The 22,184-nt window shown below is 29.2% G+C and carries 22 protein-coding genes and 1 riboswitch; of the genes, 14 read left to right on the top strand and 8 right to left on the bottom strand.

Annotated features, from left to right (window positions below; translation table 11 throughout):
• Positions 1 to 11 precede the first annotated feature (11 nt).
• From N2251_RS07240 to N2251_RS07220, 5 genes are all read left to right on the top strand, one after another.
• A complete protein-coding gene (locus N2251_RS07240; RefSeq protein WP_260586079.1) occupies positions 12 to 542 on the top strand; it encodes a GFO_1090 family protein in 531 nt (176 codons plus the stop codon).
• Positions 543 to 616: 74 nt separating this feature from the next.
• On the top strand, positions 617 to 1,216 hold the full coding sequence (locus tag N2251_RS07235; RefSeq protein WP_260586078.1) for a GFO_1091 family lipoprotein: 600 nt from the start codon (positions 617 to 619) through the stop codon (positions 1,214 to 1,216).
• Between the two features lie 122 nt (positions 1,217 to 1,338).
• On the top strand, positions 1,339 to 3,786 hold the full coding sequence (locus N2251_RS07230; protein ID WP_260586077.1) for a M1 family metallopeptidase: 2,448 nt from the start codon (positions 1,339 to 1,341) through the stop codon (positions 3,784 to 3,786).
• Between the two features lie 70 nt (positions 3,787 to 3,856).
• Positions 3,857 to 5,032: a hypothetical protein gene (locus N2251_RS07225; RefSeq protein WP_260586076.1), complete on the top strand. Its 1,176-nt coding sequence runs from the start codon at positions 3,857 to 3,859 to the stop codon at positions 5,030 to 5,032.
• 61 nt (positions 5,033 to 5,093) lie between these two features.
• On the top strand, positions 5,094 to 5,708 hold the full coding sequence (locus N2251_RS07220) for an alpha-ketoglutarate-dependent dioxygenase AlkB family protein (protein ID WP_260586075.1): 615 nt from the start codon (positions 5,094 to 5,096) through the stop codon (positions 5,706 to 5,708).
• Between the two features lie 5 nt (positions 5,709 to 5,713).
• On the opposite strand, the gene N2251_RS07215 is transcribed toward N2251_RS07220, so the two are convergent.
• From N2251_RS07215 to N2251_RS07195, 5 genes are read right to left on the bottom strand one after another with little or no spacing between them, the layout of a single operon-like run.
• A complete protein-coding gene (locus tag N2251_RS07215; RefSeq protein WP_260586074.1) occupies positions 5,714 to 6,829 on the bottom strand; it encodes an ABC transporter substrate-binding protein in 1,116 nt (371 codons plus the stop codon).
• 8 nt (positions 6,830 to 6,837) lie between these two features.
• Positions 6,838 to 7,365, bottom strand: a complete 528-nt coding sequence (cobC, locus tag N2251_RS07210; RefSeq protein WP_260586073.1) for an alpha-ribazole phosphatase — start codon at positions 7,363 to 7,365, stop codon at positions 6,838 to 6,840.
• Positions 7,350 to 8,117, bottom strand: coding sequence for an adenosylcobinamide-GDP ribazoletransferase (locus tag N2251_RS07205; RefSeq protein WP_260586072.1), 768 nt, complete (start codon positions 8,115 to 8,117; stop codon positions 7,350 to 7,352). The genes cobC and N2251_RS07205 overlap by 16 nt, the downstream gene beginning before the upstream one ends.
• A gap of 4 nt (positions 8,118 to 8,121) precedes the next feature.
• Positions 8,122 to 9,162, bottom strand: a complete 1,041-nt coding sequence (gene cobT / locus N2251_RS07200) for a nicotinate-nucleotide--dimethylbenzimidazole phosphoribosyltransferase (RefSeq protein ID WP_260586071.1) — start codon at positions 9,160 to 9,162, stop codon at positions 8,122 to 8,124.
• A 4-nt stretch (positions 9,163 to 9,166) separates the two neighbouring features.
• Positions 9,167 to 9,670: a bifunctional adenosylcobinamide kinase/adenosylcobinamide-phosphate guanylyltransferase gene (locus tag N2251_RS07195; RefSeq protein ID WP_260586070.1), complete on the bottom strand. Its 504-nt coding sequence runs from the start codon at positions 9,668 to 9,670 to the stop codon at positions 9,167 to 9,169.
• A gap of 100 nt (positions 9,671 to 9,770) precedes the next feature.
• On the opposite strand from N2251_RS07195, the gene N2251_RS07190 reads away from it, so the two are divergent.
• The 3 genes from N2251_RS07190 (at position 9,771) to N2251_RS07180 (ending at position 13,929) form a co-directional block, all read left to right on the top strand.
• Entirely contained in the window at positions 9,771 to 10,709 is a 939-nt protein-coding gene (locus tag N2251_RS07190; RefSeq protein WP_260586069.1) for an ABC transporter substrate-binding protein, read from the top strand.
• Positions 10,710 to 10,721: 12 nt separating this feature from the next.
• Positions 10,722 to 10,918: riboswitch (cobalamin riboswitch) on the top strand.
• Positions 10,919 to 10,948: 30 nt separating this feature from the next.
• The gene (locus N2251_RS07185) at positions 10,949 to 12,829 is read left to right on the top strand and encodes a TonB-dependent receptor plug domain-containing protein (RefSeq protein ID WP_260586068.1); all 1,881 of its coding nucleotides are present in this window, start codon (positions 10,949 to 10,951) and stop codon (positions 12,827 to 12,829) included.
• Between the two features lie 5 nt (positions 12,830 to 12,834).
• The gene (locus N2251_RS07180; RefSeq protein WP_260586067.1) at positions 12,835 to 13,929 is read left to right on the top strand and encodes a YncE family protein; all 1,095 of its coding nucleotides are present in this window, start codon (positions 12,835 to 12,837) and stop codon (positions 13,927 to 13,929) included.
• A gap of 96 nt (positions 13,930 to 14,025) precedes the next feature.
• Here N2251_RS07180 and N2251_RS07175 read toward each other — a convergent pair whose 3' ends face one another.
• Positions 14,026 to 14,439, bottom strand: coding sequence for a thiol-disulfide oxidoreductase DCC family protein (locus N2251_RS07175; protein WP_260586066.1), 414 nt, complete (start codon positions 14,437 to 14,439; stop codon positions 14,026 to 14,028).
• A gap of 140 nt (positions 14,440 to 14,579) precedes the next feature.
• Here N2251_RS07175 and N2251_RS07170 point away from each other — a divergent pair, with 140 nt between their 5' ends.
• Genes N2251_RS07170 through N2251_RS07155 form a run of 4 tightly spaced genes read left to right on the top strand, consistent with a single transcriptional unit; the run spans position 14,580 to position 18,871 of the window.
• Positions 14,580 to 15,269: an ABC transporter ATP-binding protein gene (locus tag N2251_RS07170; RefSeq protein WP_260586065.1), complete on the top strand. Its 690-nt coding sequence runs from the start codon at positions 14,580 to 14,582 to the stop codon at positions 15,267 to 15,269.
• Positions 15,270 to 15,271: 2 nt separating this feature from the next.
• Positions 15,272 to 16,501, top strand: a complete 1,230-nt coding sequence (locus N2251_RS07165) for an ABC transporter permease (protein ID WP_260586064.1) — start codon at positions 15,272 to 15,274, stop codon at positions 16,499 to 16,501.
• A 2-nt stretch (positions 16,502 to 16,503) separates the two neighbouring features.
• The gene (locus N2251_RS07160) at positions 16,504 to 17,724 is read left to right on the top strand and encodes an ABC transporter permease (RefSeq protein ID WP_260586063.1); all 1,221 of its coding nucleotides are present in this window, start codon (positions 16,504 to 16,506) and stop codon (positions 17,722 to 17,724) included.
• Between the two features lie 34 nt (positions 17,725 to 17,758).
• The gene (locus N2251_RS07155) at positions 17,759 to 18,871 is read left to right on the top strand and encodes an efflux RND transporter periplasmic adaptor subunit (protein WP_260586062.1); all 1,113 of its coding nucleotides are present in this window, start codon (positions 17,759 to 17,761) and stop codon (positions 18,869 to 18,871) included.
• A 70-nt stretch (positions 18,872 to 18,941) separates the two neighbouring features.
• Here N2251_RS07155 and gcvT read toward each other — a convergent pair whose 3' ends face one another.
• Complete coding sequence (gcvT, locus tag N2251_RS07150) at positions 18,942 to 20,024, bottom strand: glycine cleavage system aminomethyltransferase GcvT (RefSeq protein ID WP_260586061.1); 1,083 nt, start codon at positions 20,022 to 20,024, stop codon at positions 18,942 to 18,944.
• Between the two features lie 138 nt (positions 20,025 to 20,162).
• Between gcvT and N2251_RS07145 the strand changes: the two genes are divergently transcribed.
• Together N2251_RS07145 and N2251_RS07140 are read left to right on the top strand one after the other, a co-directional pair.
• On the top strand, positions 20,163 to 20,708 hold the full coding sequence (locus N2251_RS07145) for a TlpA family protein disulfide reductase (protein WP_260586060.1): 546 nt from the start codon (positions 20,163 to 20,165) through the stop codon (positions 20,706 to 20,708).
• 30 nt (positions 20,709 to 20,738) lie between these two features.
• Positions 20,739 to 20,957 carry a VF530 family protein gene (locus tag N2251_RS07140; RefSeq protein WP_260586059.1) on the top strand — a complete coding sequence of 73 codons (219 nt, stop codon included), beginning with the start codon at positions 20,739 to 20,741 and terminating at the stop codon, positions 20,955 to 20,957.
• A gap of 335 nt (positions 20,958 to 21,292) precedes the next feature.
• Here N2251_RS07140 and N2251_RS07135 read toward each other — a convergent pair whose 3' ends face one another.
• Positions 21,293 to 22,156, bottom strand: a complete 864-nt coding sequence (locus N2251_RS07135) for an alpha/beta fold hydrolase (protein ID WP_260586058.1) — start codon at positions 22,154 to 22,156, stop codon at positions 21,293 to 21,295.
• Between the last annotated feature and the right edge of the window lie 28 nt (positions 22,157 to 22,184).

Below are 22,184 nucleotides of genomic sequence, written 5' to 3'. Positions count from 1 at the left end.
CAATAAACATCATGAAAAAAATAATTATAATATTCGCATTCGTATTCACAGCAAACTTAACTTTTGGACAATCAATGTTTGATAAATTAGAAAATATTGACGAAGTATCATCTGTTGTAGTAAACAAAGATGCCTTTGAAATGCTATCTAAATTTAATGCAGGTTCTGGAGACAATGAAGCCATGGAAGTTTTTAATATGATAAAAGACTTAAAAGAGTTAAAAGTATTTTCGACAGATGATACTGCTGTTTCTGCACAAATGGAAAACATGGTAAAATCTTCAGTAAGTAAGAATAACCTAATAGAGTTAATGCGAGTGAAAGATAAAGGGTCACGTGTTAAAATTTATGTAAAATCAACAAAAAATAAAGATTTTGTTAGCGAAGTTTTAATGTTTGTAAAAGATAAAAGTTCTAAAAAAGGAGGAGCAGAATCGGTTATTGTATCTTTAACAGGAACTATTGATATTAATAAAATGTCGAAACTAGCTGAAACGTTTTCAAAAGATAAAAACGTAAAAGTTGAAGTAAATAACAAGTAATATTACTTTTAAAATAGGGGTAAGATCTAAAATTTTATCCCTGTTTTTAATCAATTAATAAAACAGATACTACAATGAAAAAAATATTTATATATTCATTATTACTAGTTGCTTTCGTTACTGTTTCATGTAAAAATGAAGCCTCATTACAAAGTTATTTAGTAGAGAGTCAAGACAAAAAAGGATTTATAACTTTAGATGTTCCTGCAAGTGTACTTCAATTAAGTATGGATAAAGCTTCTGAAGAAGATAAAAAAGCGTTTGAAAGTATTCGTAAAGTAAACATAACAGGATTACCTTATAAAGATACTAACGAAACAACGTACGAAGCAGAAAAAGGAAAATTAAAAGAAATTCTTAATAATTCAGATTATAAAAAGTTAATCAATTTTAAGAAAGATGGTATGCATGCTGCAATTTATTATTCAGGAAAAACAGATGCTATCAACGAAATTATAGCTTTTGGTTATGGTAAAGAAATGGGGGTTGGTATTGCACGTATTTTAGGTGATAACATGAACCCTGCTAAGATTATGCAAATGATGCAGAAATCTAAAGTTGATGGAAGTGATATGGATTTAGGAAAGTTTAAATCTCTTTTAGGAGGAATCAATATAAACAATAAAACAGAAAAAAAAGCTATTGAAGTACATACCGAAGAGGTTGTAGAGTAGGTTTTTAAGAATAATAGAAAAGAAAGCGCCATCAAATATTTGATGGCGCTTTCTTTTTAACGCCTCATTAACAAGCCTCCCAATAGATTTCCTTATTTTTGGTGCTCAAACGAAAATATTTTATGAAGTTTCAAAAAACCTTTCTACTAATACTAACTCTTTTTACGCTTACAATGTTTTCTCAATCAGAGAATACTTATAGAGCAGAAAAAGATAAAGTCCACGATTTAATTCATACTAAATTAAAAGTTGATTTTAACTTTAAAGAAAAGCAGTTAAACGGTGAAGAATGGTTAACAATAAAACCTCATTTTTACGAAACGGCTAAAGTAACGTTAGATGCTAAAGCGATGCTTATTCATAAAATTACAATAGATAATAAATCATTAGACTATAATTATGATGATTTTAAGTTAATAATCGATTTACCTCGTGTTTATAAGCGAAACGAAGAATTTACGATATATATAAAGTATACAGCGCGTCCTGAAAGAGTAAAACAAAAAGGAAGCGCAGCGATAACAGCTGCCAAAGGATTGTATTTTATAAATCCAACTGGGTTGGATAAAAATAAACCAACTCAAATTTGGACGCAAGGAGAAACAGAAGCAAGTAGTTGTTGGTTTCCAACAATAGATGCACCAAATCAGAAAACATCACAAGAAATTTATATTACCGTTCCTACAAAATACGTAACACTATCAAACGGAAAGTTAGAGAATCAAACAACGAATACAAACGGAACAAGAACTGATTATTGGAATTTTACACAAAAACATGCACCATATTTATTTTTTATGGGAGTAGGAGAATATGAGATTGTTAAAGACACTTATAAGAATATTCCGGTAGATTATTATGTAGAAAAAAAATATGCGCCATATGCCAAAGATATTTTTGGAAAAACCCCCGAAATGTTAGCATTCTTTTCAAAAATTACTGGAATAGAATATCCGTGGAATAAATATGCACAAATTGTTGGGCGTGATTACGTAAGTGGTGCGATGGAAAATACAACAGCCGTTATTCATGGTGAAAATGCCTATCAGATGCCAGGGCAGTTAATTGATGAAAACATACAAGAAAATACCATTGCTCACGAAGCTTTTCATCATTGGTTTGGAGATTTAGTAACTGCTGAAAGTTGGAGTAATTTAACTGTAAATGAAAGTTTTGCTAATTATAGTGAATATTTATGGCGCGAATACAAATATGGTAAGAACGATGCAGATGCACATTTGTTAGAGGATGTTGATGGGTATAAAAATGGTCAGAATTTTGATAAACATTTAGTCCGTTTTAATTATCACGATAAAGAAGATATGTTTGACGGGGTTAGCTACAATAAAGGTGGCGCAATCTTACATATGTTGCGTAATTATTTAGGAGATGAAGCATTTTATGCAGGATTAAACAATTATTTAACTACTCATAAATATAGTACCGGAGAAGCGCATCAATTGCGTTTGGCTTTTGAAGAAATAAGCGGAAAAGATTTAAATTGGTTTTTTAATCAATGGTATTTTAATAGTGGGCATCCGATGTTAGAAATTTCTTACGATTTTAATAAATTAAGAAAAACGGTAACAGTAAATATTATCCAGAATCAAGAAAATGAATTTAAATTTCCTTTTGCTATTGATATTTTTGAAGGAAGTAAGCGCACACGTCACACTGTTTTTGTAGATGGTAAAGACGCATCATTTTCATTTCCATATATAAAACAACCTAATTTAATTCAGGTAAATGCAGATGGAGTTTTGTTATGTGACATAAGAGAGAATAAAATATTGAGTGATTATATTCATCAATTAAAATATGCTGATAATTTTATGCATAAAAAAGAAGCTTTAGTTGAAGTAGCTAGATATCAGGATGATAAAAAAGCGTTTGATGCAATTGCTAATGCAATGAATGATGATTTTTATAAAATTAGATTATTAGCTTTAAAAAATATCAACTTAGTAAATAAGAACTCTAAAAAAAGAGTGATTGAGAAGATAAAATTGTTGGCAATGAACGATCCTAAAACATTGGTACAAGCAGCAGCAATTGAAACTTTAGGTAAATTAACAGATCCTGAACTGAAAATGGTTTTCGAAAAAGGATTGCAAAGTAAATCATATGCTGTTTTAGGAAAATCATTAGTAGGAATGTATTATGTAGACAAAACATTAGCTATTAAAAAATCGAAAACATTACCAATTGAAGTTAAAAAAATTATAGCAACGCCTTTAACTCGTATTTATTTAGAAGAAAATGATGATGATGAGTTAAACTTTATAGCAAGCAATGTTATGTCGGGAATGTATTTAAGTCAGAATAAAAAAATACAATCTTTATATAAGAAAGCTTATGATAAAATAGCGATAAGTAATAATACCGAAGCTATTAAGAATTTAGCAAATGATATTGTGGCTAAAGGAATTCAGTATAAGCAATATAATTTTGATAAAGTTGGCGTAAATTTGTTAAGGCAAGTAGCACAAAAACAAAAAAAAGCAAACCTATCTAACAAGATAATTAATATTGAAATAGTTAAAATTGCTATGGCAAAATTATTAGAATAAACAATCAGAAAATAAATAAAACCTTATGTTGTTGGCATAATAATTGTCTATTCTAACAAAACTAAATTTTATGAAAAAAACTACTTTACTATTATTTTCAATACTTATATTTTTTTCTTGCAACAGTATAAAAACGACTGAAAAGGCAATTAATACTGGTGATTATGACAAGGCAATTTCTTTGTCGGTTAAAAACTTAGCGAAAAATAAGTATAAAGAAAAAAATCAACCATACGTTGTAATGCTTCACAATGCTTTTAAAAAAGCAAGTGATAGAGATCTTTCTAGAATTTCATTTTTAGAAAAAGAAAATAATGCAGAAAATCTTGAAACTATTTATAACTTATATCATCGTTTAAATAATAGGCAAGAAAAGATAAAACCTTTATTACCGTTAAAAAATGTAAATTTTAAATTAACGAATTATGATAATGAAATTCTACAATCTAAAGAAAATTATGCGAACTATTTATATGAAAATGGTGTAGCTCTGTTAAAATCTGGAGTTAGAAATAAGATAAATTATAGAAGAGCTTATGATGAATTAAAATATTTAGATAAAATTAATTCGAATTATAAAAATACTAGAGATTTACTTGAAGAAGCTCATATTAAAGGTACTGATTATGTTTTTTTATCAGTAAGTAATGAAACAGATCAAATAATACCAAGAAGGTTAGAAGACGATTTGTTAGCGATGGATACGTATGGATTAAATAATTTATGGACCGTATATCATTCACAAAAAAACAAGCAAATTAGATATGATTTTGATTTAGAATTAAACCTTAGAGAAATTAAAATTTCTCCTGAACAAATTCATGAAAAAGAAATTATAAAAGAAAAACAACTTAAAGATGGTTTTAAATATTTAGTAAACAACAAAGGAGTTTACGTAAAAGATAGTTTAGGAAATAAAATTAAAGTTGATAAATTTAGAAAAATCAGATGTCAATTATATCGCTTTACGCAATATAAGAGTAGTAAAGTTATTGGAGTTGTAAAATATTATCAGAATTCAAACAATCAATTAATAGAAAGTTTTCCTATTCAAAGTGAGTTTCTTTTTGAACATGTATATGCAAATTATAAAGGTGATAGAAGAGCGTTAGATAACAATTATTTGAATTTAACAAAGTTAAAATCTGTACGTTTTCCATCTAACGAACAGATGGTATATGATACTGGTAGCGATTTAAAAGAGAAATTAAAGCATATTATTACAAGAAATAAATTTAGAAATTAGTTTTTAAATAAATACTATGAAAACTCCTGTTTTAAGCGGGAGTTTTTTATTTTTATAATCGATGGATTTATTCTCACAATTTAATGATTTTCCTCAAAACTTACTTCCCAAAGATGGAACTGTAAATTACTATGGAATAGTTTTATCAAGATTAAAAGCTGATACTTATTATAATACTCTTTTAAATAGCATAGAATGGAAAAATGATGAAGCTATTATATTTGGAAAACAAATATTTACCAAAAGAAAGGTTGCTTGGTATGCAGAAAGTTCTTTTGATTATTCTTATTCAAACAGTACTAAAAGGGCATTACTTTTTACGAATGAATTGTTAGAATTAAAAGAATTGGTAGAAAAACAAACAAACGAAACCTACAATTCTTGCTTGTTAAATTTATACCACGACGGATCTGAAGGAATGGCTTGGCATAGTGATGGTGAACGAGATTTAAAAGAACAAGGAGCCATTGCATCTTTAAGTTTAGGTGCCGAACGTAAGTTTGGTTTTAAACATAAAGAAACCAAAGAAACGGTTTATAAAGTATTAGAACATGGTTCATTATTGGTGATGAAAGACGAAACACAAAAGCATTGGTTACATCGTTTACCACCCACAAAAAAAATACACCGACCACGAATTAATTTAACTTTTCGAACTATTGTAGAAAACAAATAACAGTCCTATTTCATTTTTTCATAAAAGGTTAATTCGTAATTAGGTAATAAATCTGGGTTAGTAATTTTTATCATATCTTTTAATACTAAATCGGGTCTTATTGGTGCTAATTCAAAATAAATAAGTCCGCCAGTTTTTCCTTTTTTTGTTCCAATAGTATATACTTTTTTGTTGTGCAAAGCATCAAATTCGTTGTAATGTTTATTAGCTTTTATTAATTGCTCTTTAGTTTCATAAAGTCCACAACCAATCCAGTAATCAGCATTTTTACCTTTGTCTAAAATACTTTCAAAACTTAATTGTAAACTACCAGTACCTTTTGTTTCTTTCCATAAATAATTTAAATGTGCATCTTTAAAAAAAGTAGCAATAAAACTTTTACCTCCAGGTACGCTCCAAACATCCTTAAACATACTACCAGATAAAATTGTTGGGGAGTTAGCGTTTTTCTTAGCTGTTTCTTTGGCTTTTAAATAGCTACTTTCTATTGTTTTAAAAATACTGTCAGCTTCTTTTTCTTTATTAAGAAGTACTCCAAAAAACTTAATCCATTCTGCTCTACCTAAAGGAGTTTCTTCTAACCATTCGCCGTTAAAAATAACAGGAATTCCTGTTTTTTTAATGTTTTCATACAATTTACTATTTGGGTGTAATGAAAAACCAACAACCAATTCGGGTTGTAAGTCCATCAATTTTTCAGTGTTCATGCTCTGCTCTGTACCAAGTTCAGTAACATGACCTTCGTCAATTCTTTTTCTTGTTTTTTCTGATGAAATGTATTTTGAATGTGGAAAACCAACTAATTTATCTTCGCTATTTAATAGCTCTAACATTGGTATGTGTGTAGTGCTGGTAACCACTAATTTATTTACCGGAACTTTAATTTCGTTTTCAGTAATATTTGTTTTATTGGTAAGTGTAAATTTAAACTGCTTTTTAGAGTTTTGAAACACTTTTTTAATGATTAATTTTTTTTGATTGTTTTCATAAATAATATCAAAACCTTTGGCATATTTTATAGTATATGAAGAGGTTTTTATAGCTAAGTTTTCTTTTTTTTCTGATTTTTTACATTGAGTGAAAAATAAAGAAAAAATTATTAAGGATAATAAATGTTTCATGATTATTGTTATAAGGTAAATTTTATAATATGTCCGTAATTAAGTTTTAAATCAAAAGAGTTTTCTAAAGCACTTTTATTAATGTATGACCATAAACTTCTAATAATTCCTGCATGAGTAACTATTACAACGCGTTTTTTGTTTAAGGTTTTAATTTCTTCTAAAAACTTAACAGATCTAGCGTGTAAATCAATATAAGACTCCCCGTTTGTAGCAGCAACATTCACAAAATCTTGCATCCAAACATCAAGTTCAGTTTTGTTTATATCATCCCATTTTTGAAGCTCCCAGTCACCAAAATTGAGTTCTTTTAAACGGTCATCAAAAATAACAGTGTCAGAAAGTTTTTCTGCTAATAATTTACAGCGTTGTAAGGGACTCGAATAATAAACAGTTTCAGAATCGTTTACTATAACCTCTTTTAAAATAGGCTGTATTTCTTCTAAAAAAGTATCGATAACACCAATATCGGCTTGCCCATAGCAAATACCTTTTTCAATATTTGGTGTTGTATGTCTAACTAAAATAATTTCCATATCACAAGTATTGATAAATAAAATACAACTTCGGCAACTTGCTGTAATGCACCAGCACAATCACCCGTTTGCCCGCCAATCCATTTTTTAAATAAGCGAGACATATATAAGTAAGTAAAAAATAAAGGAATTAAAACTGCAAATATTCTAATATCTTTAAAAAAGAACAAAGGCGCTAATCCGAAGAAACCCGAAATAACAAGCGCTTTTGTACTCATTTTTTGTGTTGTAGGTTTTACTTTAGCAGTATCAATATCTCTAACATATTCTTGCGTGTATAATAAAACAGTAGCCACAAACCGGCTAATTGCATGTCCAGAAATAAGTATTAAAGGAATGTTTTTTACATTATTATTTAATTCGTATAAGCCTACTATTTTTAAGGATAAAATTGAAATTAATCCCACAACTCCGTAAGTTCCGAGTCTAGAATCTTTCATGATAATTAAGATTTTCTCTTTCGTCCATCCACCTCCAAATCCGTCGCAAACATCTGCAAAACCATCCTCATGAAAAGCACCGGTTGTCCAAATAGAGGCAATACAGCTAAAAATAATTGCAATTATTGGGCTAACTACAAAAGAAGCACCGTAAAAAACGAGTGCAGCAATACTACCTACTAAAATACCAACTAAAGAAAAATAACGACTACTTTTATTTAATATTTCAGGAGAATGATTTACCCATTTAGGACACGGAATTCGAGTAAAAAATAAAACAGCAGTTAAAAAATAATGGATTTGATTTTTCATAAAATTAAGCTTCAGATACATTTGCACTTTTAAAAGTAGCCATTTCATTTAAAAAATTTACAGCTGCTTGTACTATCGGAAAAGCAATGGCACTACCAGTTCCTTCACCTAAACGTAATCCAATATTTAATAATGGTTTTGCATTTAAAAAAGACAACATTTGTTCATGGCCTTGCTCACCAGAAGTATGGCAGAATAAGCAATAATCTACAATGTTTTTATTAATGGCTTGAGCAGCTAATAAAGCGGCAGTAACAATAAAACCATCAATTAAAATGGTCATTTTTAAAGATGCAGCTTCTAACATGGCTCCGCACATCATTACAATTTCAAAACCACCAAAAGTAGCTAAAGCATCCTTCGGGTTTTTAATGTTTTTTTCATGTAAATCTAATACACCTCTAAGAATTTGTCCTTTTTTAGTAACACCATCATCATTTAAGCCTGTTCCTTTACCAACACAACCTTCAATTGGCGTATTGGTAAAATAACTCATTAATAAAGCGGCAGAAGATGTATTACCAATACCCATTTCACCAAAACCAATGGTATTTGTTCCGTTTTTATATAACTGTTGTACTATTTGTTTTCCTTTTGTTAAAGCAGATAAACACTCTTCAGTTGTCATTGCTTTTTCAATACTATAATCTTTAGTTCCTTTTGAAATTTTAACATTTATTAGGTTCGGATTTGAATCAAAATCAGCATTTACACCAGCGTCAACAATAGTTAAGTCAATATTATTTTGATTACAAAACACGTTAATAGCAGCTCCGTTATTCAAAAAATTTAACACCATTTGTTGTGTTACTTCTTGCGGATAAGGACTTACAGATTTTGATTTTACAATTCCATGATCTCCTGCAAAAACAACAATACTAGGTTTCTTTAAAATAGGGGTAAGGGTGTTTTGAATTTGCCCAACTTGTAAAGCAATCGTTTCTAAAGCTCCTAAAGAGCCGATTGGTTTCGTTTTAAAATCTATTTTATCTTGTAGTGCTTTTTTTATGGTTGCAGAAACTGGTAATATACTAGTAGAATACATGTTTTTATTTTAAAGTTAAAGGTAATCCAGATACCATAAAAGTAGCCTTATTTGCTTTTTTAGCAATGTATTGATTTACCCAACCTTGTAGCTCAGTAAATTTTCGTCCAATTTCAGTATCAGCATGTAAACCCATTCCTATTTCGTTAGAAATTATAATGATTGTAGCATCAATTTTAAGTAGTTTATCAATTTCTTCTTTCGCTAATTTTAAACTTTGCTGTACATCATTTTTAGTATCTACATAAAAATTGGTTAACCATAAAGTAACGCAATCAACCACCACCGTTGTATTTTTATCAATTACAGTACTAATGTTTTTTTCTTCTTCAATAGTGGTCCAGCGTTCATCTCTATCAGAAACATGTCTGTCTACACGCTTTTTAAAATCAGCATCCCAAATTCTTGAAGTAGCCAAGTAAAAAGGAGTTTCAGACAAAGATTCTGCTAATTTTTGAGCGTAACTACTTTTACCCGAACGCTCTCCGCCACTTATATAATACATCATAATGAAGAAATAATTTGGCAACAAAGATTAGAAAGATTTTTTAGAAAAAGATAATAATACTAGAGAACTATGTATTTTAGCGGCTTAAAATATTTTTTATATGAAAGTTTCCTCGTTTATGCCAGCAGTAACCCAAATGATTTACGATATGGGATTACAAGAATATTTAGAGGGTATTACCTTTGAATGTCCTGCAATTGCACTTGATGAAAAACAAGTTGCTGTACGTTACAAATTAGAAGGACAAACTTTAACGAGCGAAGAAATTAATACTATTTTCTCTAAAACAAAGTCCGAAGGCGGTACGTTGTATTATGTAGATGAGCCAGCTTTAGAGAATATTGCACCTGATATTATTTTTACGCAAGATGTATGTGATGTTTGCCAGATAGATACAGAGTCGGTTGCTAAATCGGCCTATAAATTGGCTAAAACTCCCGAGTTAATTTCGATTACTCCAAATTCTTTAGAAGATGTTTTTGACAATGCTTTAACAATTGCGAAAGCGATGAACAAAGAAGCAATAGGTATTAATTACGTAAACCAATTAAAAGAAAGAATTTATAAAATAGTTGATACACAACGCGCAAACAGATTGCAATCAAAAAGTGTGATGCTTTTAGAATGGATAGATCCTTTATTTAACTGTGGACATTGGATTCCGCATCAAATTGGGTATGCTGGAGGAGTTGATTTATTATCGCATCCATCAGGAGATAGTATTGTTATTTCTTGGGATAAAATTGTAAAATACGATCCAGAGATATTAATTATTGCTCCTTGTGGTTACGGAATTGAAAGAACGATGGAAGATATGCGTTTTTTAGAAGAAAAACCAGAATGGAATTCGTTAAGAGCTGTAAAAAATGGTGAAGTATATATTGCTGATTTTGCTATGTTTACACAATCATCAGCAAGTACTTTGGTTGATGGTATTGAGTGTTTATCGGCTATGATTCATCCTAATTCGTTTAAAGTATCAGAAAAACTTAAAAATAAGTTTTCTAATTATAATGATTTGTTGGTATTAAATAATTAAAAAAATACCATACATTTGCGCAAAATTTTAGGTTTTGATGTTTAACAACATAGCATCAAATTAAAAGGGAATTCGGTTAAATACCGAAGCTGTTCCCGCAACTGTAAGCTATTAAGCTTGTAATTACTCTTTAAGTCACTGTTTATTTTAAATGGGAAGACCAATTACAAGACGCAAGCCAGGAGACCTGCCTAGATTTTAAATAATTCAAACTTTCGGGATAAAGGTTTAATATATTTATGAAAACAATATTAAGTATCTTCTTGTTATTTTTTGTTAATACTCTTTTTTCTCAAAAAGACACAATTTCTGTCAATAAACTTAAAGAAGTTATTGTAAACGGAAAAATAAGAACAATTGGAAAACGTATTGGTGCAGAGTCAATTACAATTGATGAAAAACAAGTAGTTAAAAATCCAATTAATTTTACAAATCTTTTACGTTACAATAGCCCTATTTCATTTAGAGATTATGGTAATGGAGGAGTTAGTACAGCTAGATTTAGAGGAACTTCAGCTTCTAATACATTAGTGTTATGGAATGGGATACCGATTAATGCAATTGGTAGCGGACAAACAGATTTTAATTCTTTATCAGCCAATATTAGTGATAATATAATTGTTCAAAGTGGAGGAAATAGTACCGAATTTGGTTCGGGAGCTATTGGTGGAACAGTTCGTTTAAATGATGAGTTAAATTTTAAAAAGCATAAAAAGTTCCATTTATTTTCTTCTTTCGGAAGTTACAATACAACGTCTAATTTTTTTAAAAGCTCTTTTGGAGATGAAAAATGGAGTGTAAAATTAGCTTCTACAGTTAATTATTCTGATAATGATTATACTTTTATTGACGATAGATATAAAGATACTAATGGTAATTTATTAAAAAACGAAAACGGAACTTATAAAAATTATGGTGTTAGTTTTAATATAGCTCATAAATTTAGTTCAAAAAACACATTAGCCTTTTACACAACTGGCTATTATGGTAATCGTTTATTTTCAGACGGATTACCTAATCCATCAGCAGGTAGTGAAAGAAATGAAGATTTTAATCAACGTAATTTATTACAGTGGAATTATAGTTATTCATCACAATTTAAACAACTAATAAATATTGCCTATTTAACACAAGAGTATCGATATTATGATAATAAAAATGCTAACGATTTTAGCTTTGGGAAATCTAAAACCATCCACGCTAATTATTCATTAACCTACAAACCTTCTAACATAATATCTTTTAATTATAAAACAACTTTTGAAAATATAACAGGTAGTAACTCTCAAATAACTACTAAAAAAAGAAATTCAGTAGCTTTTATAGGAAATATAAAATATAAACCGTTTGAAAAGTTACTTACAAACTTACAAGTAAGAAAAGAATTAAACTCTGATTTTAATGTGCCAACTTCAATATTTATCGGAAGCGAATATAAAGTATCTCCAAAATTTACTGTTTTAAGTAATTTTTCTACAAATTATAGAACACCTACTTATAATGAGAGTTATTGGCCTATTGTAGGTAATTTAAATTTAAAACCAGAAAATTCACTTCAGGGAGAAATAGGTATTTCATATAAAAATAAAAACGTAGTATTAAAGTCAACAGCATTTTATATACATACAAATGATAAAATTTTGTGGTTACCAGCAGGAGGTAGCAATTTATGGATACCAAAAAATGTAAGTGACGTAATAAATAAAGGTGTAGAATCATTTATCAGTTATCAAAAAAAAATAGGAGAACATACTCTTAATATTTCATCTAATTACACTTATACAAAAGCAACAAATAAAGAAACGTCTAAAATATTACCATACGCTCCTTCGCACTTATTAAATTTTACAACTAATTATACATATAAAAAAGCAACTATTTTTTTACAAGGTTTATACCAAAGTAAAACATATACGAACGAAACAAATTTAAATTTTTACTCTTTAGATGCGCTTAGTGTACAAAATATAGGCTTTAACTATAATTTATCAACAAAAACAACAAAACTTCCAATATTAGGACTAACCGTAAATAATATATTTAACAAAGTGTATTATTTTTCAAATTTACGCCCTATGCCTGGTACAAACTTTAACATCAATATAAATTACAAATTTTAAACAAAATGAAAATTACAAAATTAATTTTACAACTTTTTTTAGTTAGTATACTTATTACTTCTTGTTCTGATAATGAAAAGATAGTAGAAGTACTAAAAGACGAATACACCAAAGGAATTATAATTAGCGCAGAGGGTGTTTTTAATGATAAAGATGGTTCAATTTCTTATATAAACAATGAATTAACTGAATCTCAAAATTTTATTTACGCAGGTAAAAATGGATCTTTATTAGGAGGTTTAATACAATCAATTACGTTTACAGATACAGATGCTTATATTATTTTAAATGATGTGAATACAATTGTAGTTGCAGATAGATATACTTTTGAGAAAAAAGGGCAAATTACTACTGACTTAAAAAATCCTAGATACATGACAATTGTTAATGGAAAAGGATATGTTACGAATTGGGGAGAAACAAAATGGGGAGATGATATAGATGATGATTATGTAACAGTTATTAATTTAAACACATTAGAAGTTGATTCTAAAATAGATGTAGCTATTGGTCCAGAACAAATATTAAATAAGAACAATAAATTATACATTTCACATAAAGGAGCTTATGGTTCAAACAATATTGTTTCTGTAGTAGATTTAAATGCTAATAATAGTATTTCAACGATTACTGTTGGTGATAATCCAGATGAAATGGTTTTTGACAATGCAGGTAATTTAATTGTTTTATCGGAAGGTAATACAACTTATGATGCAGATTGGAATGTTGTTGATAAAACAGCATCTGCTATTTCTTTTATTGATTTATCAAGTAATACTATTTCTAAGAAATTAGAATTTCCTTCAATGGAAAGCGCTGCTCTTATGACATACCAAAATGGAAAAGTATATTATTATAAAGGAGCAGATAGTAAAGTATATACAATTGATGAAAGTGCTACAGTTTTAGCAACCGAAGGTATAGATGTAGGAGGTATTTATGGAATGAATGTTAGAGATAATAATCTTTTTACTGTTAGTTACGAGTTTTCTACAACTACAACTTTATCTAAATTTAAAGTTCATGATTTAAATACAAAGTCAGAAGTTTATACTTCTTTAGTAGGTATTGGAGCCTCAAAAATTTATTTTAATAATTAATTACAAACAATATTACCAGTTTATAATTTAAGGGAGAATTGCAAGCATAAACATAGAAAAAGAAAAAAAGTCTACCAATTTTAAGGTAGACTTTTTTTATAAAAATTTTTCTCGTATTTCTTTTGATGGTACTGAGCACATATCTTTTTTACCAAACCATTTATAACGATTTTTAGCAATAAAATCATATACAACATTTCTGATAACTTCTGGGAAAATCCACAAAAGATAAGATGTTTTCCATAACCCATTAAACTGATTCATAATTTTTATAGCCGCAGTTGATTTTATATAATAAGCAATACCTGGTTTATATAAAATAATAGAATCAATTTTTAAAGTATCAATAGCTAAATTTGCTATAATTTCTTTACCTATATCAGATTGTAAAGACGCAAAAACAAACTTGTTTTCAGTATCGTGTTTAATAATCATTAATATCGATTTATTACAAAAATTACAAATTCCGTCAAATAAAATAAGTTGCTTATCCTTAGGTAAATCAATCATTTAAGTAGTTTAATTAAAATTAAAACAAAAATATAGATAATTAGTGTAACATTATCAAACAAGAAGCGTCTAGTAAGAAAGTAAATAAAGATTTCAAGAAAAAATCAATATTTATTTTGATATAAAAATTAACCAATACTATGATTAAAATAGAAAACCTACACAAATCTTATCCAATAGGAAAAGACTCACTTCATGTTTTAAAAGGATTAGATTTACATATAAAGGAAGGTGAATTTGTATCGATTATGGGATCATCAGGTTCTGGAAAATCTACCTTATTAAATATTGTAGGTTTATTAGATACTCATGATGAGGGAAAGTATTATTTAAATGGAGAGTTAATTGAAAATTTAAATGAGAAAAAAGCTGCCATCTTACGTAATAAATTCTTAGGATTCATTTTTCAATCATTTAACTTAATATCATACAAAACGGCGTTAGAAAATGTTGCTTTGCCATTATATTATAAAGGTGTTGCAAGAAAAGAACGTTTAGAAATTGCTTTAAATTACCTTGAAAAAGTAGGGTTAAAAGATTGGGCACATCATTTACCAAATGAACTTTCGGGTGGTCAAAAACAACGTGTAGCGATTGCAAGAGCATTAGCAACCAAGCCAAAAGTGGTATTAGCCGATGAGCCAACAGGAGCATTAGATTCTTCTACAACAGATTCTGTTATGGATTTGTTACAAGAAATTAATGATGAAGGAATGACCGTTTTTGTAATTACGCACGAAGAAGAAGTCGCAGAGCAAACCAATAGAATTGTTCGTTTAAAAGATGGTGTTATTATTAGTGACGAGTATACCAATGCTAAAGCAATATAATTATGTTTGATTTAGATACTTGGAGAGAAATTTTTCAAAGCATTAGCAAAAATAAACTACGATCTATATTGTCAGGTTTTACGGTTTCCTTTGCTATTTTATTATTTACCTTACTTTTTGGTATTGGTAACGGACTTCAAAATACGTTTAAAGAACAGTTTGCATCAGATGCAACAAATTCAATTTATATTAGTTCAAACAGAACTACTAAAGCTTATAAAGGGCATCAGGTAGGAAGAAAAGTTCAATTTAAAAATGATGATTTTGAATTTTTAAAAGAAAAGTACTCTGATAAAATTCAAATGATTAGTCCGCGTATCCAAAGAGGATCAAAAGTTGTATATAAAACAGAAGAAGACAATTATACAATTAGAGGCGTATATCCTGAATATGATATTTTAGAATCTGCAGAAATAACAGAAGGACGTTTTTTAAATTTTAGAGATTTAAAAGAAAGATCTAAAGTTATTGTTATTGGGCGTATGGTTGAAAAAGATTTATTCGGTCAATTAAGTGCTTTTGGTAAGCAGTTAAACATTGGCGGAATTATGTATAAAGTTATCGGTGTTTTTTCTGATCCAGGAGGTGATAGCGATGAACGATACATTTACACACCATTTACCACAATGCAACAAATTTATGGAAATAACGACCATATAGGTGATTTTGGATTAACATACGATCCTAAATTAAGTATTGATGAAGCTATTGCATTTGGAAGTCAAATGCTTCGTGAATTAAAAAAGAAACACGAAATAGATCCAAACGATCAAAGAGGAATTAGAGTAAACAATTATGCATCAGATAATAAACAAGTATCAAGTATGATGGTTGGTTTAGGTATTTTGATATTGATAATTGGTTTAGGAACTTTAATTGCAGGAGTGGTAGGTATTAGTAATATTATGGTATACGTTGTAAAAGAACGTACTAAGGAATTAGGAATTAGAAAAGCCATAGGAGCTAAACCAAGTTCTATTATAACAATGATTATGTTAGAATCAATTTTAATAACCGCTTTAGCAGGATATTTAGGATTGGTAATTGGAGTAGGTATTTTAGAACTCGTTGGACCAAGTTTAGAAAAGTATTTTATTTTAAACCCAGGAGTATCAAAACCAGTTGTAGTAGGAGCTACTATAACATTGATATTAGCAGGAGTTATTGCAGGGTATTTACCAGCAAAAAGAGCAGCACAAATTAAACCAATAGTAGCTTTAAGAGCAGATTAATTATGAAATTTCTATTTGATAAAGATGTATGGCAAGAAATTTACGAAAGTATTCGTAAAAATAAAACCAGAACTGCAATTACAATTTTTGGAGCTTTTTGGGGGATTCTACTTCTTGTAGGATTATTAGGAGCCGCCAAAGGAATTGAAAACGGTTTTAACAGCATGTTTGGTGATTTTGCAACCAATAGTGTTTTTATGGCGGGTGGTAGAACATCAAAAGCTTTTAAAGGTTTTCAGGAAGGAAGACAAATTCAGTTGACAATAGATGATGTTGAAAAAATTAAATCAGAAATTGAAGGAATAGAATTTGTAGTACCAAGAAATGCTACGGGTGGTTTAGTTGTTAAAGGGATAAGAACGGCAAATCTTACTATTTTTGGAGATTATCCTTTGTTAGATAAAGTTCAAAAGAAAAACTTAATTGAAGGTCGTTTTATCAATCAAAATGATATCAACGAAAACAAAAAAGTTTGTGTTATTAGTGATGATGTTTATGAACAATTATACGATAAAGAAGAAGAGGTTTTAGGTACTTATTTAAAAGTAAACAATATCGGTTATAAAGTCGTAGGTGTTTATAAACCAGGTAGAATTGGTGGTGGTGGTAACAACATACATATTCCGTTTAGTACCTTCCGTTTAGTCTATAATTCGGGTAACAAATTTCAATGGATGATGGTTACTGGTAAAGCAGGTTTTGATATTGAGCAAGTTGAAACAGATGTTAAAGGATTATTAAAAAACATTCATAAAATTCACCCAGATGATAGCCGCGCTTTTAACGGGTTTAACTTAGGTAAAGAAATCGCAAAAGTAACAGGGTTTTTAACTGGAATGCAGTTTTTAACATGGTTTGTTGGTATTGCAACATTAATTGCAGGAGTTTTTGCTATTGGTAATATTTTATTAATTACGGTAAAAGAACGTACCAAAGAAATAGGTATTCGTAGAGCATTAGGAGCAACACCTATAAAAATACGTCAACAAATTATATTAGAATCAATTTTCTTAACATTATTAGCAGGTTCATTAGGTATTATTGCTGGTGGGTTAATTTTAATGTTGATTGATTCAGCAGATATTTTAACAAATCCAACAGTAAATATTCCAATTGTATTAATAGCCTATGCAGTGTTAATAATATTAGGAACTTTTATTGGATTTATACCAGCATACATGGCTACAATTATACAACCAATTGAAGCATTAAGAGAAGAATAAAAAAGTCAATTAACAAGAATATAAATAAAAACAAATGAAAAAAGTAATCATCTTTGGCGGAATAGCGTTAGCATTAATCGTAGTGTTAATATGGTTTGGAAAGAAGAATAGCGCTTCACCAATAGAGTATAAAACAGAAAAAGCATTTAAAGCAACTATCGTTAAGAAAAGTGTAGCTACTGGTAAAGTAGTTCCTTTAGAAGAAGTTGAAATTAAGCCTCAAATAGCTGGAATTGTAGATAAGATTTTAGTTGAAGAAGGAGCAATTGTAAAAGCAGGAGATTTAATAGCAACTGTAAGAGTAGTACCAAATGTAGCTTCATTAAATAGAGCTAACGGAAGTGTTAAAAACGCAAGGCTATCTTTTAATAATGCAAAAGTTCAATTTGATAGAAATAAAAAACTTTTTGAAAAAGGAGTAATTTCTCGTCAAGCATTTGAAAACTCTGAATTGAGTTATAACAATGCAAACTTATCTTTATCGAACGCAAGATCTGATATGGATATCATCAAAAAAGGAACAACCTCTGGTTTAGGTAGTGCGGCAAATACAAGTATTAGAGCTACAACTTCTGGTATGATTGTTGAAATTCCTGTTAAAAAGGGATATCAGGTTACTCAAACAAATGATTTTAATGCAGGTACAACAATTGCTCGTATTGCAGACATGACTAAAATGATTTTTGAAGGTCAAGTTGATGAATCAGAAGTAGGTAAGTTGGTTAAAGGAACAAATATTGAAGTAGCTTTAGGAGCTATTGAAGATAAAAAATTCCCAGCTGTATTAAACTTTATCGCTCCAAAAGGAACAGATGAAGGAGGAGCAGTTCAATTTAAAATTAAAGCGGATGTTACTTTAGATGATTCTCATTTTATTAGAGCGGGTTATAGTGCAAATGCTGAAATAGTTTTAGCAAGAAGAGATAGTGTTTTATCTATAAAAGAAGCGTTATTACAATTTGATAGAAAAACTGAAAAGCCATATATTGAAATTAAAACGGGAGAACAGAAATTTGAAAGAAAAGATATCAAATTAGGATTATCTGATGGAGTAAATGTAGAAATACTTGAAGGTGTAACTGCAGAAGATGAAATAAAAGTTTGGAACAAAGTTTCTAAAGAAGAAGATAAAAAAGAGAATAACTAAAATTAGTTAGTATTCAAACATAAAAAAAGCAACTCATTTGAGTTGCTTTTTTTATATATAAAATATTTAATTATCCTTTATAAAAAGGTAATTTAACCACCTTTGCAGGAATTTGTTTTTTACGAACCTGAATAAAAATTTCAGAATCTACTTTCGAAAGTTCTTTAGTAACATATCCTAAACCAATCCCTTTTCCTAATGAAGGGCTCATTGTACCAGAGGTAACACGACCTATTTTAGTTCCATCAGCATTAACAATATCATAATCATGACGAGGAATACCACGTTCTGTTAATTCAAAAGCAACTAGTTTTTTAGTAACACCAGCTTCTTTTTGAGCTTTTAAAGCTTCAGCATTTACAAAGTCTTTCGTGAACTTTGTAATCCAACCTAAACCAGCTTCTAAAGGAGAAGTAGTATCATCAATATCATTACCATATAAACAATATCCCATTTCTAAACGCAAGGTATCACGAGCTGCTAAACCAATCGGTTTAATTCCCCAATCAGCACCAGCTTCAAAAACTTTTTTCCAAAGTTGTTCAACATCTTTGTTTTTAACATAAATCTCAAATCCTCCAGAACCTGTATAACCTGTTGCAGATACAACTACGTTTGGTATTCCAGCAAAATCAGTAATTTCAAATGTATAAAACTTAATAGTAGATAAGTTTACAGACGTTAAAGATTGCATTGCTTCAACAGCTTTTGGACCTTGAATAGCTAATAAAGACCAATCGTCAGAACGATCTTCCATTTCAACTTTTAAATCGTTGTGCTTAGAAATCCAATTCCAATCTTTTTCAATATTAGAAGCATTTACCACTAACATATACTCATTTTCGGCAATCATATAAATAATTAAATCATCTACAATTCCACCATCTGCATTTGGCATACAGCTATATTGTGCTTTACCAGGTACTAATTTAGAAGCATCGTTAGTCGCAATTTTCTGAATTAAAGCCAACGCATTTTCTCCTTTTAAGAAAAATTCTCCCATATGACTTACATCAAAAACACCAACTCCTTTTCTAACAGTTTCGTGTTCTATATTGATACCTTCATATTGTACAGGCATGTTGTAACCAGCAAACGGAACTATTTTAGCGCCTAAAGCTTCATGAATATGTGTTAATGCAGTATTTTTCATTTTAATGTTGTTTGTTTTATAAAAAGTACTGCTAAAATATTGAAAATATGACAAACAAATAGTGTCATTCAATTTAATATTTTAAGAAGTAAATAATCAAGAAGAGTAGTACATTTGAGGAGTCTTAAATAACTAGTAATGAAGTTTACCAAAAAAACGATTTCTAATATTGTATTTGTAATTATAATAGGTTTGCTATTGTATCCGCCAACCAAAGTATATTTTATAAGGTTGATTTCTTTTTCACCTTCGGTTATTACTGATGATAAACAAGAAAAATTAACGGATTACAAGTGGAACTTAAAAGGATTAAATACGGCGAATATTGATTTTAATGAAACCAAAAATAAGGTTGTTTTCATAAATTTTTGGGCAACTTGGTGTCCTCCTTGCATTGCAGAAATGCCAAGCATTCAAAAATTATATGATGATTATAAAGACAAAGTAACCTTTGTTTTTATAAGTAATGAAGATTGGAATACGATTAATGGTTTTTACATCAAAAATAATTATAACTTACCAACCTATAATACGTTGAGTAAAACTCCAGGGCAATTAAAAAGTAATTCGATTCCTGCTACTTTTATTATTGATAAAAAAGGAAACATTGTTACCGATAAAAAAGGTGCAGCAAATTGGAATAGTACTAAAGTTAGAGAATTATTAGACGAATTAATCAAGTAGAAACTTTACTTTTGTTGTTTTAAACATACTATGAGTCAAGAACAACCCAATAATCCGCTTCACGGAATAAAATTAGCAACCATGTTAGAAGAACTGTATTTAGAATATGGTTGGGAAGAATTAGGTGAAATTTTAAAGATTAATGCTTTTAAAAATAATCCTACTTACAAATCTGGTCTAAAGTTCTTAAGAACTACTCCTTGGGCTAGAACTAAAGTTGAAAACTTATATTTAGAATATATTAGTTAATTTAAGTCATACTATTATTTTTAAGCGTCATTCCGAATTTATTTCGGAATCACATCTGACAGGAAGCTTGTCATTTGTTATGAGAACCTGAAACAAGTTCAGGTTGACGTATTTGGTCTATCGTTAATAACGAATAATTAAGAATAATCTTCATTTAGAAGTGAGAAGTTAATTTAAGTCATAACTATTATTTTTAAGCGTCATTCCGAATTTATTTCGGAATCACATCAGATAGGAAGTTTGTTATTTGTTATGAGAACCTGAAACAAGTTCAGGTTGACGTATTTGGTCTATCGTTAATAACGGAATAATTAAGAATAATCTCCATTTAGAAGCTAAATAACTTCGTCTTTTAAAACCAATTCACTCCAATCTTTTGGATTTTCAAGCATCGGAAAATGTCCTGTGTTATCTAACCAAAACAATTCGTTATTAGGAATTTCGTTCTGTAATTGTGTAGCAATAGCTTTTACAGCAATAGGATCGTGTGTTGCCCAAACAATTTTTGTTGTAATATTAGTTTGTGTTAAAGCACCAATCCAACGATGCCAAAAATAATAACGTTCGTTAATGTAGTTACTTAATAAATGTATCACTTTTCGCCCGTTATTATGGTTAATTTGAAACCACATTTCGTTTAATTCCTCTTGAGAAACCTTAGATTTATCAAAATAAATATTCCTGACATTTCGATTAAAAAGAGCTTGATTCGCTAATTTAGCAACCCATTTCCCTGTGATTTTACTTTTTAATAATTTCTGAATTGTACGAAGTTTAGCTAATTCAATATGCATACTTCCGTTACATAAAATTAACTTGTCTATTGTAATTTTTAATTGATTTTGGTTGCTTCGTGCGATAATTTCGGTAGCAATACTTGTACCGTAATCGTGTGCTAATAAAGTAACATTTTGTAAGCCTAATTTTTCCCAAAGTAATAAAGCAATATCCGTTTGCTCAATTAAAGAATAGGAATAATCTAACGGTTTATCAGAAAAACCAAATCCTAAATGATCGTGAATAATCATTCGATATTTTTTAGTTAAATAAGGCAACGCCTTATAATAATCAAAAGAGGAAGTAGGGTACCCGTGTAAAATGATTAATGTTTTATCATGATTTCCTTCATCAATAACAAAAATATCTCGATTGTTAATTCTAATAATATTTCCTTTTGCTTTCCATTCTAATGAAGTCATAAATACCTTTATTTTTCTGTTTACAATG

The sequence above is a fragment of the Tenacibaculum haliotis genome, from assembly GCF_025215075.1.
Classification (GTDB): Bacteria; Bacteroidota; Bacteroidia; order Flavobacteriales; family Flavobacteriaceae; genus Polaribacter; species Polaribacter haliotis_B.
Note: the sequence above shows the minus strand (reverse complement) of the source record. Positions and strands in the feature narration are given on the sequence as shown.

Coding starts and splice junctions, on each gene's coding strand:
- N2251_RS07205 (WP_260586072.1), bottom strand. CDS start 8,117: ATGAAAAATCAAATCCATTATTTTTTAACTGCTGTTTTATTTTTTACT.
- N2251_RS07230 (WP_260586077.1), top strand. CDS start 1,339: ATGAAGTTTCAAAAAACCTTTCTACTAATACTAACTCTTTTTACGCTT.
- N2251_RS07175 (WP_260586066.1), bottom strand. CDS start 14,439: ATGATTGATTTACCTAAGGATAAGCAACTTATTTTATTTGACGGAATT.
- N2251_RS07190 (WP_260586069.1), top strand. CDS start 9,771: ATGAAAGTTTCCTCGTTTATGCCAGCAGTAACCCAAATGATTTACGAT.
- N2251_RS07240 (WP_260586079.1), top strand. CDS start 12: ATGAAAAAAATAATTATAATATTCGCATTCGTATTCACAGCAAACTTA.
- N2251_RS07215 (WP_260586074.1), bottom strand. CDS start 6,829: ATGAAACATTTATTATCCTTAATAATTTTTTCTTTATTTTTCACTCAA.
- N2251_RS07160 (WP_260586063.1), top strand. CDS start 16,504: ATGAAATTTCTATTTGATAAAGATGTATGGCAAGAAATTTACGAAAGT.
- N2251_RS07225 (WP_260586076.1), top strand. CDS start 3,857: ATGAAAAAAACTACTTTACTATTATTTTCAATACTTATATTTTTTTCT.
- cobT (WP_260586071.1), bottom strand. CDS start 9,162: ATGTATTCTACTAGTATATTACCAGTTTCTGCAACCATAAAAAAAGCA.
- N2251_RS07220 (WP_260586075.1), top strand. CDS start 5,094: ATGGATTTATTCTCACAATTTAATGATTTTCCTCAAAACTTACTTCCC.
- cobC (WP_260586073.1), bottom strand. CDS start 7,365: ATGGAAATTATTTTAGTTAGACATACAACACCAAATATTGAAAAAGGT.
- N2251_RS07135 (WP_260586058.1), bottom strand. CDS start 22,156: ATGACTTCATTAGAATGGAAAGCAAAAGGAAATATTATTAGAATTAAC.
- N2251_RS07195 (WP_260586070.1), bottom strand. CDS start 9,670: ATGATGTATTATATAAGTGGCGGAGAGCGTTCGGGTAAAAGTAGTTAC.
- N2251_RS07145 (WP_260586060.1), top strand. CDS start 20,163: ATGAAGTTTACCAAAAAAACGATTTCTAATATTGTATTTGTAATTATA.
- N2251_RS07235 (WP_260586078.1), top strand. CDS start 617: ATGAAAAAAATATTTATATATTCATTATTACTAGTTGCTTTCGTTACT.
- N2251_RS07165 (WP_260586064.1), top strand. CDS start 15,272: ATGTTTGATTTAGATACTTGGAGAGAAATTTTTCAAAGCATTAGCAAA.
- N2251_RS07155 (WP_260586062.1), top strand. CDS start 17,759: ATGAAAAAAGTAATCATCTTTGGCGGAATAGCGTTAGCATTAATCGTA.
- N2251_RS07140 (WP_260586059.1), top strand. CDS start 20,739: ATGAGTCAAGAACAACCCAATAATCCGCTTCACGGAATAAAATTAGCA.
- N2251_RS07185 (WP_260586068.1), top strand. CDS start 10,949: ATGAAAACAATATTAAGTATCTTCTTGTTATTTTTTGTTAATACTCTT.
- N2251_RS07180 (WP_260586067.1), top strand. CDS start 12,835: ATGAAAATTACAAAATTAATTTTACAACTTTTTTTAGTTAGTATACTT.
- N2251_RS07170 (WP_260586065.1), top strand. CDS start 14,580: ATGATTAAAATAGAAAACCTACACAAATCTTATCCAATAGGAAAAGAC.
- gcvT (WP_260586061.1), bottom strand. CDS start 20,024: ATGAAAAATACTGCATTAACACATATTCATGAAGCTTTAGGCGCTAAA.